At 46.7% G+C, this 12847-nt stretch carries 13 protein-coding genes; 1 reads left to right on the top strand and 12 read right to left on the bottom strand.

What is annotated here, in order from left to right; genetic code table 11:
* Positions 1-44: 44 nt before the first annotated feature.
* From NST58_RS16405 to NST58_RS16375, 7 genes are all read right to left on the bottom strand, one after another.
* A complete protein-coding gene (locus NST58_RS16405; protein ID WP_076184631.1) occupies positions 45-1061 on the bottom strand; it encodes an LLM class flavin-dependent oxidoreductase in 1017 nt (338 codons plus the stop codon).
* A gap of 11 nt (positions 1062-1072) precedes the next feature.
* Positions 1073-1825: an amino acid ABC transporter ATP-binding protein gene (locus NST58_RS16400; RefSeq protein WP_076125552.1), complete on the bottom strand. Its 753-nt coding sequence runs from the start codon at positions 1823-1825 to the stop codon at positions 1073-1075.
* A complete protein-coding gene (locus NST58_RS16395) occupies positions 1822-2532 on the bottom strand; it encodes an amino acid ABC transporter permease (protein WP_339248734.1) in 711 nt (236 codons plus the stop codon). Before NST58_RS16395 ends, NST58_RS16400 begins: the two co-directional genes overlap by 4 nt.
* Positions 2529-3314 (bottom strand): amino acid ABC transporter permease, encoded by a 786-nt coding sequence (locus NST58_RS16390; protein ID WP_076125555.1) that lies wholly within the window; start codon positions 3312-3314, stop codon positions 2529-2531. Before NST58_RS16390 ends, NST58_RS16395 begins: the two co-directional genes overlap by 4 nt.
* Before the next feature lie 33 nt (positions 3315-3347).
* Positions 3348-4205 carry a transporter substrate-binding domain-containing protein gene (locus NST58_RS16385; protein ID WP_339248733.1) on the bottom strand — a complete coding sequence of 286 codons (858 nt, stop codon included), beginning with the start codon at positions 4203-4205 and terminating at the stop codon, positions 3348-3350.
* A 4-nt stretch (positions 4206-4209) separates the two neighbouring features.
* Entirely contained in the window at positions 4210-4725 is a 516-nt protein-coding gene (locus tag NST58_RS16380) for a GNAT family N-acetyltransferase (RefSeq protein WP_076125558.1), read from the bottom strand.
* Between the two features lie 119 nt (positions 4726-4844).
* Positions 4845-5738 (bottom strand): LysR family transcriptional regulator, encoded by an 894-nt coding sequence (locus NST58_RS16375; RefSeq protein ID WP_076309429.1) that lies wholly within the window; start codon positions 5736-5738, stop codon positions 4845-4847.
* Between the two features lie 294 nt (positions 5739-6032).
* On the opposite strand from NST58_RS16375, the gene NST58_RS16370 reads away from it, so the two are divergent.
* Positions 6033-6572, top strand: a complete 540-nt coding sequence (locus tag NST58_RS16370; RefSeq protein ID WP_339248732.1) for a GNAT family N-acetyltransferase — start codon at positions 6033-6035, stop codon at positions 6570-6572.
* A 104-nt stretch (positions 6573-6676) separates the two neighbouring features.
* Here the strand turns inward: NST58_RS16370 and NST58_RS16365 are convergent, their stop codons facing one another.
* From NST58_RS16365 to NST58_RS16345, 5 genes are all read right to left on the bottom strand, one after another.
* Positions 6677-8614 (bottom strand): hypothetical protein, encoded by a 1938-nt coding sequence (locus NST58_RS16365; protein ID WP_339248731.1) that lies wholly within the window; start codon positions 8612-8614, stop codon positions 6677-6679.
* Between the two features lie 213 nt (positions 8615-8827).
* Entirely contained in the window at positions 8828-9844 is a 1017-nt protein-coding gene (locus NST58_RS16360) for a sugar kinase (RefSeq protein WP_076125565.1), read from the bottom strand.
* Positions 9837-10592 (bottom strand): KDGP aldolase family protein, encoded by a 756-nt coding sequence (locus tag NST58_RS16355; protein WP_339248730.1) that lies wholly within the window; start codon positions 10590-10592, stop codon positions 9837-9839. Before NST58_RS16355 ends, NST58_RS16360 begins: the two co-directional genes overlap by 8 nt.
* Positions 10585-11697 (bottom strand): DgaE family pyridoxal phosphate-dependent ammonia lyase, encoded by a 1113-nt coding sequence (locus NST58_RS16350; protein ID WP_339248729.1) that lies wholly within the window; start codon positions 11695-11697, stop codon positions 10585-10587. Before NST58_RS16350 ends, NST58_RS16355 begins: the two co-directional genes overlap by 8 nt.
* Positions 11651-12784 carry an amidohydrolase/deacetylase family metallohydrolase gene (locus NST58_RS16345; RefSeq protein WP_339248728.1) on the bottom strand — a complete coding sequence of 378 codons (1134 nt, stop codon included), beginning with the start codon at positions 12782-12784 and terminating at the stop codon, positions 11651-11653. Before NST58_RS16345 ends, NST58_RS16350 begins: the two co-directional genes overlap by 47 nt.
* Positions 12785-12847 lie beyond the last annotated feature (63 nt).

Raw genomic sequence — 12847 nt, 5'->3', positions numbered from 1 at the left:
GTCACCCTCCTTTACACGATTTCCGGTGTGATACCGAGCCCGCTTTATGCCTCTGCCGCCACTTCAGCGATTGCTTCGCTCAGTAGCTCAAAGGATCGGAGCCGTTTATCAAAAGGCTGTACATTCGTCGTTATGATGAACTCCTCGACACCGGATGCCTCTGAAAGTTCCAACAACTGTTCGCGGACAGATGATTTAGTTCCTTTGGTAATCTCTGGTTCCAGCTCTTCAATCGTGTAGGCTTCATTGCTCTGGCGGGCAAATTCTTCCGCCTGTTCCAAGGTCCCTACTGTCAGCTTCTTCCCGCTCGCCAGTTGAATCCGGATCAGCTTATGCGCACCTGCCAGTTCTTTCGCTCCCTCTTCAGTCTCAGCCACCACTAACGCTAAAGCGATAATGGCTTGCGGTTGTCTGCCCTGTGAAGAAGCGAAACCGCTGCGGTAAGCACGAATGGCATCCAGCGCTACCGCCTTATCGCTGTTAATAAACAGGGAGAATACGTACGGTAACCCCAGTTCAGCGGCAATTTCCGCGCTGCTTACACTCGCGCCAAGGACATACAACTCAGGAGGAATACCAGGAAGGGGACCTGCCTTCAACCCTGCCAGCGGATGGTTTTCTTCGAGGCGGTTATGTACATACTTTTCCAGCTCGATGATTTTGTCCGTCAGGTCTGGGGTTTCAGCTTTTCCCTGCTGTAGTGCCTGTGTGCTACGTGGGAGTCCACCGGGAGCACGTCCCACACCGAGATCCACTCGTCCAGGAGCCAGTGTAGACAGCACATTGAAGTTCTCCGCTACCTTATATGGGCTGTAATGCTGGAGCATGATGCCACCGGAGCCAATGCGGATTCGCTCTGTTTTAGCCAGAAGATGTGAGATAAGTACTTCCGGGGAAGAACCGGCTACCTGCTCGGAGTCATGATGCTCCGAAACCCAGAACCGGTGGAATCCAAGCTCTTCGGACAATTGTGCCAGCTTGATCGTATGCTGGAATGCTTCCTCCGGCGTTTCTCCCGGATAGATCGGACTTTGATCAAGTACGCTGATTGTAATAACCATTGTTTTTCCTCCTATATGGAATAGTTAAATTCAGGTGTGATCCGCTTCAGGAACTGCTTCGTTCTTTCTTCGCGCGGATGGTTAAACAGCTCTGCCGGAGTCCCTTCTTCAACAATGACGCCTCCGTCCATAAAAACCACATGATTCGCCACATCGCGAGCAAAGCCCATTTCATGAGTCACCACAATCATTGTGATGCCTTCCTTGGCAATTTTACGGATGACGGCCAGCACCTCACCCACTAACTCTGGGTCCAACGCCGATGTGGGTTCGTCGAACAATATAACCTCCGGCTCGAGCGCCAAGGCACGGGCAATGCCAACCCGCTGCTGCTGGCCTCCGGACAGCTGACTTGGATAGGCGTCCAGCTTGCTGCCAAGACCAACCTTTTCAAGCAGGGCAATACTCCGATTTTTCGCTTCGTCCTTCGGAAGCTTTTTGACAATCAGCAGTCCCTCCATCACGTTCTCCAGCGCGGTTTTATGGCGGAATAAATTGTACTGCTGGAACACCATTGCCGTTTTTTGCCGGAGCAGATGAATCTCCTTTTTGCGGGGATGTTTGCAGTTCACTTTGAAATCGCCGATGGCGATCTCTCCGCTGCTTGGCTTCTCCAGATAATTCACACAGCGTAAAAGTGTCGTTTTGCCTGAGCCGCTGGGACCGAGAATGACGACAACTTCACCCTTCGTCACCGTTAAATCTATATTATTGAGCACCTGATTCCGACCAAATGACTTCGAAATTTGCGCAAGCTTGATCATGCTACTCCACCTCGATTGTACAGATTAATTCTTTTTTCAATCAGCGACGTCACGCGTTCGATTAGGAACGTAAGTCCCCAGAAAATCAGTGCTGCCGCCAGATAAGCCTCAAAAAACTTCCAGTTCGTTGAAGCTACAATTTGCGCCTTAGCATTGATATCCACCACCGAAACGGTAAAAGCAAGGGTAGATCCATGCAGCATACCAATTACCGAATTTGACAGATTAGGCAGACTCGCCGCCAGCGCCTGAGGAAAAACAATCCGCCGCAGTGCCTGGGGTGTGGTCATTCCGATAGAATGGGCCGCTTCCAGCTGACCGCGATCCACAGCAAGCAGACCGGAACGGACGACCTCGGACATATAGGCTCCCGCAGTAATCGAGAACGAAATATAGGCAAAACCGATCATCGGAATGGCTACCGACCTGAAGCTCCAGCCGAACTGCACTGCCAGACCATCGATTAACACGGGAAGCCCAAAATAGATAAGCAAAAGATGCGTCAGCATCGGTGTCCCGCGGATGAACGTAACATAACCGACAGCCAGCGGATACAGCAGCGGAATTCTGTATATCCGGATCAACGCTACAGCCACACCAATCACAAATCCAATGAGTACTGAGACAGCAGTAATAGATAAGGTCACAGGAATTGCACTTAAAATTTGCACCAGAGCAGTCCAGATAAAAGATGGGTCCAGCCTCATAATCCGCTACCTCCTTTACCCGGTCCAAGTTCAGCAATGATGCGGCGGTAGGACCAGCTTTTGTTGATTTTGAACGATTTTTTCTCCGGTGTATTCCGTTTCTCATGCCGCAGCAGCCGGCGTTCTGCTATAAGCAGCAGTTTCTCGATTGTAAAGCTGATGACCAGATAGATTAGCGCAAGCGCGATATAAGTTTCAATAAAATGCTGAGTTAAGCTGCCTAGCGTCTGTGCTTTACCTGACATTTCCATCACCCCAAGAGTAAAGGCCAATGACGTATCTTTCAGTAGAGCAATCACCAGATTGGAGAATACCGGAACTGCGATTCCGAGCGCCTGCGGCAGCACGATTCGCGTAAAGGCTTGAAACCCCGTCATCCCTGTAGCATAAGCAGCCTCTACCTGCCCCTTATCCACCGCCATTACAGAAGCCCGGATCATTTCGGACATGTATGCCCCCGTATGCAGCCCGTAAGTAAGAATCACAAAAACAAGCACCGGAGTCCGGGTCATATCGACATGAACCAGCTTCATAATTTCGGGCAGACCATAATAAAACAAGAAGAGCTGGATAAGAATCGGAGTTCCCCGAAAAAAAGAAATATAGATTTCGGAGATGGTTTTTAACACAGGCACTTTATAAAGTCTTGGCAGAGCTACGAGAAAGCCGACAAGAATTCCTGTCAGTAGAGAACAGGCGACAATCAGAAGCGTGGTGCTTAAAGTCCCTAGTAACTTAGGCAAAAACGAAAATACAAAGCTGATATCAAACTGTGCGCCCATATATTCCCCCCCTTCCCGTGCTCACCGGCTCAATCATTTAACCGAATCCGCTGTAACATCCGCACCCAACCATTCCGTACTAAGCTTGCCTAGTGTGCCGTCTGTCTTCAGCTCTTTAATCGCACTGTCAATCGCATCTGACAGCTTTTGTGAATTGGCATCATCCTTACGGAAAACATAGAGAATATCCGCGGATGACAGCTCGTCGCCCGTAGCTTTTAGCTGACTCTGCGGATCAATGATCGGCAGGACAAAATCTGCAGCCAGCGTAGCGTCCACACGCCCAGTACTAATCTGTGCGACGGTATCATTCGCTGCACCATTCTGATACACGATATCAATCGCATTGTCATTCTCTTTATTGTAGTTCTCGAGTATTTGTGCTTGTGCACTCGTTGCACCTACAAGTACCTTTTTCCCTTTGAGATCATCAAGCGATTGGATTGAATTATTATCCTTTGCCACTACAATGCGGTTTCTCCAGTGGGCATAGGCTTCTTTGTTAAAAGAGTACTTCAGCTCCCGTTCCGGATTTTTCTCCATGACATGGGCGACCAAATCGATTTTTTTGGTTTCCAGGCTCAGCAGCAGATTGCTGAAATCCATGGTTTGAAATTCGAATTCATATTCTGGCAGCTGCTTATCGATTTCTTTGAGCAGTTCCACATCAAATCCGGTGAGTTTGCCGTTCTCATCTATGAAGCAGACTTTCGGAAAAGCAGTACCCGTGCCCACAATGATCTTAGATACCTTTGCCGAATCCTTTGCCGGTGCCGCAGCTTCTGCTGCATTTCCATTCTGATTGCTGCTAGCGCTGTTACTGTTGTTTCCGCAGCCGGCAATCGCCAGTGTCAATACCGATGCAAATACTAGTGAAATGGACTTTTTCATTGTTTTATCCCCTTTGAATGAACTGTGGTTTGTCTGTAAGTGTTTTTTTCATCAGATACATAATGCCGTCACCGTTCTGCTGATCCAGTTCTAAAAACCGTTCGTACCCCCGGCGTTCATACATTTGAACCAACCACGGATGTTTCTTCGCCGTTGCCAGCGTGACTGCAGCCGAACGTAACTGTCCAGCAATAATGTTCTCTTCAACCCAATCCAAAAGTTTTCCACCATAACCTTTGTTACTGTAATCTGGATGAGCAGCAAACCATTTGATAAAAGGCAGTGGGCTAATCTTCTTAATCTCTTCTTCCTTTGAAAGGGTTATGGTTGCAACTATCGTTCCGTCAACTTCAAGCACATAACACTCATTCGTAGCTATATTGTCTTCAATAAGCGCCAAGTCGGCTGTGGCCGCCGGCCAATGCAGCCCGAGTTCACGAATCAGCTGATAGGCACGATATGTAACATCTAGCAATTGCTCCGCATCCTTCAGTTCTGCTAGCCTGAATACCTCACTCATCACATGCCCTCCAGCCTTTCGGAAATTAATTTAATAATCCCTATCGAAATAGTCGTGATTATATGCAATTAACTTTATCACTGCATGTGTCCACGCGCTAATAGAGTTTTTTAATACATCTATACAATTAGTCGATCTCCCACTTTACCAATCCCCAGTTCAAGCAAGGTTTCGATGAATTCTGCGTTCTCTCCATTCAGTGAAATCAGGCTGGTTCGCAAGGAGATGCCTTCCGTCTCCGCAATATCCACCCGGATCAGCGACCCCGTCGCCACTTCCTCTTGCACACTGAGGGCGGGAAGGAAACAGATGCCTGCTTTTTTCAATACCAGCTTTTTGGCTGTCTCCAGGTTATCTACCTGATATTCAATCTTCGGTGGCTGTTCCATACTCTCAAATACACGATGCAGCCGCATCCAATCCAAAGATCCGCATTCAAAAAAAACCAACGTCTCCTGGCGGATATCCTCCAGTGAAGCCCGCTGTGCTTTAGCAAAGCGGTGTCCCTCATGTACATACAGTGAGATGGGGTCCTCGCAGAATGGAAAGGTTTGAATTGCCGGATTTACGACCTTACGGATAAAAGCCAAATCAAGCTCTTTCGATTTTAACTTTTCAGTCAATACTTCCGTAGAAGCTGTCATAAGCTTGATTGTGATATGAGGATATCTGCGCTTTAAATGAAGCATCAGATGGGGCATTAAATAATTGGAAACCGAGACCGTACTGCCGATTCTCAGTTCATTTGGAATGTGCCCCTTAGCCTGAACCTGATATTTACCGTTCTGATAAATCTGAAGAATCTGCTGCGCATAGGGTAGAAACTGTTTACCTTTATCCGTCAGGTTAATCTGCTTCCCCAACCGATCAAACACTTTGCAATCCAGTTCCCTTTCTAGCGATTGGATCCGGGCCGTTACTGTCGGCTGTGAGATATATAGGACTTCGGCCGCTTTATTGAAGCTTCCATAATGATTGATGTAGACAAAGGCCTCAATATTTTCAATGTTCATCCCTAATCCCCCTATGCTTTTATTAATTTTACTATTCCGATGAAAAAACAATGAATTATAGCGATGCTTTCCTATAGATTTTGTTTATATCTTAGTCATCGCCCTATTTTTTGTCAACAATTAATTCCGTGTAAATCAATCGGATTTTGAATCAAACGTTATGTTTATTTCATATAGAACTTTTCTATTCCTATATCAGAATTATAAAACCCCTCTTATTCCACTGGGAATTATCATATATAATAATTTCATTCGAATGAACATTACATTTGTCTGAAAGGGGATAGCGAAAACATGTCACAAAAGATCATTATCCGTGAAGCTGAGAATAAAGATTGTAATGCTATCGCCGAAGTGCTGTTAGATGCATACCATCAATATTCGGAGATCATGCCTGAGCCGTTGTGGCTGGAGTATCGAAATTCGCTTCTTGATTCCGTTCATGGTGATACTCCGCTCGTACGGATCATCGCTGAAATCGACAAGAAAATCGTTGGTAGCGCACTCTTGTTCAGCTCCTCGGAAACGGCTTACGGGAAACCGGAGCTCGGGATTCACTCCCCGATCCTACGTCTGCTAGCCGTATCTCCATCCGCTCGTGGTCTTGGCGTTGCAACCCTTCTGATTCACGATGCTGCACGGAGATCACTACAGTTGGGTGCCACCACCTTGAACCTACACACCTCGGAAATGATGTCTTCAGCCATCAAACTGTACCAGCGCTTAGGCTTTAATCGTGCATATGAGACCGATCTTATGAACGGTGACACTCTAGTACAAGGCTTCCGGCTAGACCTGCTGTCCTCCGTCCGTTCTACAGCGGGACAAATATAGAATTCGAGAATTCTTAAATATTTGTTTTTTAAATATAAAAAGAAGCCTCGGAAAGCTTCCCCAATGATCTTGTGTGATTGTTACGGTGAACTCCCGAGGCTTCTTTATTTTTCTTTTTTATAAGTGATTTCTTTAAAACTCACAGTGATTTCCCCCGTATTATCGGCATCGCCCATTCGAAGATCTGTAGTAATGGTAGCACGGGAAGGGATGGACGAAAAGCTTGCCCCCTTCTGCTTCTTTTTTACATCATAGAGATAATAAGAAACATCCTTAACATTAAGCCCTACATTATCCTTGTGTATAAGTTCTACAGTATAGGATTTTATCACGGCTACATTAGCGTCCATCCACCCCACAACTTCAATAGCTGTATCTTCATGGTTGCCTTCAGTTTTAATGGAGCCGATGGAAAGACCATCCTGATTATAAAAATTAATTTTTTGTGCAGCTATTTTCAGATAATCGATATCGATGTCAAGAATTCGGTTTTCGTTGACTTCTGCTGTATCCATCCAGGCAATCGTGCCCGCCGGGTTCCACTTTATTTTCTCAGAAGGTACATATTGCTCTTGTGGTAACGCTACAGTACGAAGAGAAACTCCTTTATTATCGTAAAAGGTTAATTCGCCGCTCTCATCATCATGTACAAATCTTTTAAAAGTTGGTGAGAGGAACAGGGATGGCGCCCCGGTCGTCGAATGTGGGATTACGCGATATTTCAGAAGATGGACATCGTCCTTTCCTGTTTTCAGATCAAAGATCCATACATTGCCGAGATAACTCTGCATAAACAATTTTTGCTCATCAGCTTTCCATTGAAATTTATAAATGTAATCATAATCATCAGAAAGCGGCCAGAAGTTTTCCCGAAGTCGTTCAATCTTTCCTGTAAGAACATTATATGAGGACAAATGATATTGCCCAGCTTTTTTCGTCACATCCGATTCCAGAAATAATAGATGATCCTCATCCAGCGGGATTAGCATATTATAGTTGCTCATAAAAGCATTATTCCAGCGATTATTGGAATCGTTGAGCTCGTCGCTCCATTTCACCTTTACCTCATCCGAAGCAGGATCATGGGCTAACAAAGCGTTGACAGCATTATGGTCGCCATAGAAAAGATGAATGGTATGATAAGCGATCCCTTGCAGTTCAACTACTTCTCCACCGTTTAACAGATAGTTATTTTCGGATAGGCCAACCGGTTTGGCCACCAGATCTCCAATAGAGTTCCGTTCTGTATTAAACTCCAAACCATTAAATTTTGCTTCCGAGAACAGAATCTTCTTTAACTCGGCAGTTGATTCCTTAGTAAGTGTGTAGCCTGTATCCGTTTTGTTCACATTCATTAACATGCCCTGCTCGCTTGTCTCGTTAATCCATAAATGAAAGGCATATTTATTATTATCTGAAATTAGAACGATATCGTAGTTAGGCGTTGCGGTATTTAAATTCCCTGGTATTTGTTCAGCGGTACGGATGGCTCGGACGAAAGTATCTATGGTTTCATGATCTGTGTATTCATCCTTTATGTTAGCATTCACTGAACCATGTGCTAGAGCGTTTGCTAATGTGATTCGCTTGATGGTCTCATCTAATTTTAGATTATCTGATTCTACTTGTTGTTCAGTTGATTGAAATAAGGTAAGCAAAGCAGCCTTATCCGTTTCAGATAACTTGTAATGCCCATTTACTCCTGATTTGGTGAAAAGACCATTATTATTGCCCATAATCCAGAATGAGAATTTTTCGTTTTCTTTACTCTTCAATTCAACAGTAACCTCATAATCAGGTGCTGCAATATCAAGCTTCGCGTTGTCATACTCAGCAGTATGTATAGCTTTATTGAAACGTTCTATTAGCTTTTGGTCCGTTATGGTTATTAATCCACCGCTATCATTATGGATTGTAATGGAGTCCACAGAACTCAGATCGATTAGCTTTTTATTCGCTTTATCTTTACTCCCTGTATTGGCACATCCAACAAAGATTATTGAAATAACTGCTAAAAGGGCTAGTAGATTTAACTTTTTCATATAGGCTCCCCCTTCTTATTCTCTCTTCTTTGACGCCGGATAGAGGATAAAGTTGCAAAAAATGAGATTTTACACCTATTTAAAAAGATCTAATTAAGCCAAATCTAGCCTGTAACCATTGGATCTGATTCTTGGCCTGAACAAAAGTACAGTGTTTGTAGCGATAAAAAAAGCCACCGCACAGGCCTGTTCTCCTGTAAGGCAGCTTCTTCTTTATCTCAATATATCTTTTACAGCACCCGTCAGTACACCAATAACTTCTTGCTCGGAGGCCAGCGGAGAGTCTCCTTCTACTGTGTGGGCTAGCATTCCGGCCGCGGCCGCAAAGGCTACAGTATGCTGAGGATCAAAACCTTCCAGCTCACCATGAATTATACCACTGGCATAAGCATCTCCAGCCCCGACTCTATCAAGCACCGGAAAGCTTAAGGTCTCGGAATATGCGAAGCGACCGGATTTGAAGATATAACCGCGCAATGAATGGCGGTTATCATCATGGATGGACCGATGCGTTCCTGCTACCGTACTTAGACTGTAGCGTGAAGCTACTGTGGGAATCAGCTCCTGAAGTTGTTCTTCTCTTGAAGTTCCTTCGGGCTTCATACCAAGGATTAGCATTGCGTCTTTTTCATTCATCAGCACGATGTCGGCCAAATGCAGCATGTCTTCGTAATGGGAGCGCGCCAGCTCATAGCCTCTCTCCCCCCAGAGCGATGGGCGGTAATTGCAGTCAAAAACGACTAGACCACCGTGTTGCTTAACCGTTTTTGCATAAGTTTTCATCGCTTTTCGCACATCATCGTTCATTGCCAGTGTTATCCCGCAGAAATGAACAGCATCCGCGAGGTCTGCCAGCTCTGCGAATGGATAAGTACCCGGAGGAGCAGTATTGAAGCTGCTCTCCGGGCGACCGGAATAAGTCACTCGGGAGGGTCGAGCCCCGAATCCGTTTTCAAGAAAGTACATCCCTATACTTGAGCCCCCGCGTTGGATATGCTCCGGCTGGATGCCCAGTCGCCGAAGATAGGCTGTTGCTGCGTCACCAATAGGATTCGCAGGCAGTCTGGACACCAAAGTCCCCCGATGTCCGTATCGGGACAATGCGGACAGTACATTGACTCCGGTGCCGGAGAACGAATACTTCAGCAGGTTACCCTGAGATAACAGTTCAAAGCCCGGTACCTGTAGCCGCATCATTATTTCACCAAAAGCGGCGATATGTTTAGGCATATTGATCTGCCAGCTTTTTCATCGTCCGATACAGCTGTTGTATGTCCGCCACTCTCGTTCTTCCGCTCTGCGGATCGATGATCGATGTATAGACATGGGGAATCACCTGCAGCACTCCCGCTTCCAATATAATAGACAAGATCTCTTCAAAGTTGTCCAGATCGATACCGCCGGTCGGCTCCAGCGCAAAACCCTCTTCCGCACAGGCTTTGGCCACAGCGATTAGCTCCGCTTTACGGCTCAGCCCCTGCATCGGAAAATACTTTAAAGCATTTCCGCCCATATCCCGAACCAATGCAATCGCCGCATTTACGGGAATTACAGCGGGTACAGATTGTGCCGCACTGGCCGGGCCGGTGGAGATATTCACAAAACCAGGTTGTCCCGTTGGTGCGATCATGCTGTTAATCCAGCTATCTTTCGCTCCAAGGTTAGCACGGGTCGCACCAACTGCTGGGAATACCTGATTAATGTGGCTGCCAGCATAGGATTTGACAATCTCTGCAACAACAGCAGCTTGCCGATTATCACCCGCACCTAGTCCTATTGATACCGCACCGTCAATTTCCCGCCCATATGCCTCCATCGCCTGCACGGCTTCTTCTACCGTTGCATAGTCTTTGGACAATACACCGACCAGTACATAACCTTCGGCAGCAGCAAACACCTCTTTGGCATTTTCTATATCCTTAGCCAATACGTTTAAGGCCACCCGACCTTTATAGAACCGCTTGTTAATTTCAGACATTGCTTGCCCCTCCTGTCAATTCCCTTATCCTCGCTGTAATCATTTCTATGTCATCACCCATTAGCGGACGCGGGTCAATATCAAAATAACCTTGCCTTACCCCATAGTCTCTAGTGTAAATAGCCACTTCACCTTGTTGAAGCTGCTGGGACAGCTCAAGTGCTGTTATTGCGCACTGATTCGGGTCCACATGGATGCGTCCACGGTAAATCGCCCGGCCTGCTTCATCCTGCACGATAGTTACCCGAATTCCGGGAAGCCCATCGAGCGGCATCAGCAATTGGAGCGTAGCTTTTTCCTTTTCGCTTGTATCCTGTTTGTGAGCATATTCATCCAACGCTTGCATCAGGCCGAAGGATGTTTCCTTACCAACCTTCATACTGCGTCCAATGCCGTGAAGCTGCACTTTCAGCCATTCAATATAAAGACGTTTTCCCGCCACAAGTCCGGATGTTGGACCTTCTATGGCTTTGGAGCCACTATAAATGACCAGATCGGATATTTGCACGTATTTCTGCAGATCCTCTTCCGCTGCAGCATCTACAATAAGCGGGACGTTATGAGTTTGAGCCACAGCCCAAGCTTCCTCTACAGAGATCATATTCTTCTGAACGGCATGATGAGATTTGACATACAAGATAGCCGCAGTCTGATCCGAGATCGCAGCAGCCAAATGCTCCGCCCGTCCTTCATTGGCATAACCTGCTTCCACCACTTTACCGCCGCCGAGATAAACCATGGTTTCCACTGGTGCACCGTATTGTACGTTATGACCTTTTAACATCACAATTTCATTTCTAACAATGCTATCCTGATGGAGCCGTAGACTTGTACGAATATTACCGCGGGTTACCAGCGCCGCCACGGATAAAGCAATTCCACTGGAAGCCGAGTTCACGATCACCGCTGCTTCAGAACCTGTATGACGTGCAACATAATCCCCCGCTTTATCCACCAAATCGGCGATTTCCACATAACTCTGTCCGCCTTGACGCATAGCTTCCATCACCGTATCGGTCGGTGCCGATACCCCGAGGATGCTCATCCGGCCGCTTGCATTAATAACTCTTTTCAGGCCGTATTTCGCATTCCATGTATTTGTCACCTATGATCACTCCTATTGCTTGAATGGTTTGCTGTGCTACCCGGCGTTCCCCCTCAGAATCTACCAGTTCAATCTTCTTATCCGTCACACGAAAAAGGGTCAGATTCGCCTTGTTATTGATCCGAATCTCCCCAAGTTCCGGGCGTCCCAGCCACTGGGCTGCTCTGCTTGTCACCCGTGCAATTGTATCTTCAAGGGAATATCCCAGTGCAAGGAATTTGTTCAACAGATTCGCCATGGAGTAGACGGGACCATTGATACGGTTGCCTCTGTATATGTCTGTGCTGATCGTATCCGGATCAATACCGTTTTGTTTGGCCGCCTCGGCCACAGCGAACGAGAAGCTAGCCGTACCATGTCCCACATCCAAGTGAACTCCACGCTCAATAGCATCTCTCAGCACTTGGAGCGGTCGATTCTCCTTATCGAACAAATTGTTGCTTTTACCATTTAGATAATGGGTTATCACGTCGTTGCGTTGAAGTAGCGGTAAAACCTCACGGATATCCGGCGGTGCGGAGCCTATATGTATCATCAGCGGCAGCCCGGTCTTTTCCGAAAGCTCCAGTGCATGTTGAAGCGGTTGAATGCCATTGTCACCCACTACGCTTTTGCTGATTCTGGCCTTCAAGCCTACGATAAATTCAGGATAAGCAACTACCGCCTGAAGCACCTTTTCATGATCAATCCACTCTAGTTGGGACAACTCGTCAATTCGCATCAGGCCAATCTTTGAAATGTTAAGAAAAGCAAGCAGTTGCGTTGCTGACTTTTTCCCCGCCTCTGCCAGCTCACCAATACGCTCCGCTCCGCAGCTACCTGCGTCCACGAGCGTAGTCACGCCACATTTGATTCCGATTTCATCGATCTCGTCTCCATACGGATTCAATTCTGCAAACGCATGTACATGCAAGTCGATCCAGCCGCTAGAGACATACGCCCCATTGGCTTCCACGACCTTGAAACCATGGTCTTCGGCGGTGCCACCGGGAACAATCTGGACTACGTTGCCATCAGCTATGACAATGTCCACTTCCGCTCCATTCAGGACTTTCGCCCGGCGGAGGAGCAAACGTTCTGCTGTCATCGTCACACCTTCTTTCCAAATTCAGAACATTACCGTCCTAGGTCTTTCCCGCACAATCTATAA

It is taken from the genome of Paenibacillus sp. FSL R10-2796, assembly GCF_037965315.1.
Classification (GTDB): domain Bacteria; phylum Bacillota; class Bacilli; order Paenibacillales; family Paenibacillaceae; genus Paenibacillus_AQ; species Paenibacillus_AQ odorifer.
This window is presented reverse-complemented; position numbering and strand designations above follow the sequence as displayed.

Coding starts and splice junctions, on each gene's coding strand:
- NST58_RS16375 (WP_076309429.1), bottom strand. CDS start 5,738: ATGAACATTGAAAATATTGAGGCCTTTGTCTACATCAATCATTATGGA.
- NST58_RS16360 (WP_076125565.1), bottom strand. CDS start 9,844: ATGCCTAAACATATCGCCGCTTTTGGTGAAATAATGATGCGGCTACAG.
- NST58_RS16370 (WP_339248732.1), top strand. CDS start 6,033: ATGTCACAAAAGATCATTATCCGTGAAGCTGAGAATAAAGATTGTAAT.
- NST58_RS16355 (WP_339248730.1), bottom strand. CDS start 10,592: ATGTCTGAAATTAACAAGCGGTTCTATAAAGGTCGGGTGGCCTTAAAC.
- NST58_RS16400 (WP_076125552.1), bottom strand. CDS start 1,825: ATGATCAAGCTTGCGCAAATTTCGAAGTCATTTGGTCGGAATCAGGTG.
- NST58_RS16365 (WP_339248731.1), bottom strand. CDS start 8,614: ATGAAAAAGTTAAATCTACTAGCCCTTTTAGCAGTTATTTCAATAATC.
- NST58_RS16390 (WP_076125555.1), bottom strand. CDS start 3,314: ATGGGCGCACAGTTTGATATCAGCTTTGTATTTTCGTTTTTGCCTAAG.
- NST58_RS16385 (WP_339248733.1), bottom strand. CDS start 4,205: ATGAAAAAGTCCATTTCACTAGTATTTGCATCGGTATTGACACTGGCG.
- NST58_RS16380 (WP_076125558.1), bottom strand. CDS start 4,725: ATGAGTGAGGTATTCAGGCTAGCAGAACTGAAGGATGCGGAGCAATTG.
- NST58_RS16395 (WP_339248734.1), bottom strand. CDS start 2,532: ATGAGGCTGGACCCATCTTTTATCTGGACTGCTCTGGTGCAAATTTTA.
- NST58_RS16345 (WP_339248728.1), bottom strand. CDS start 12,784: ATGACAGCAGAACGTTTGCTCCTCCGCCGGGCGAAAGTCCTGAATGGA.
- NST58_RS16405 (WP_076184631.1), bottom strand. CDS start 1,061: ATGGTTATTACAATCAGCGTACTTGATCAAAGTCCGATCTATCCGGGA.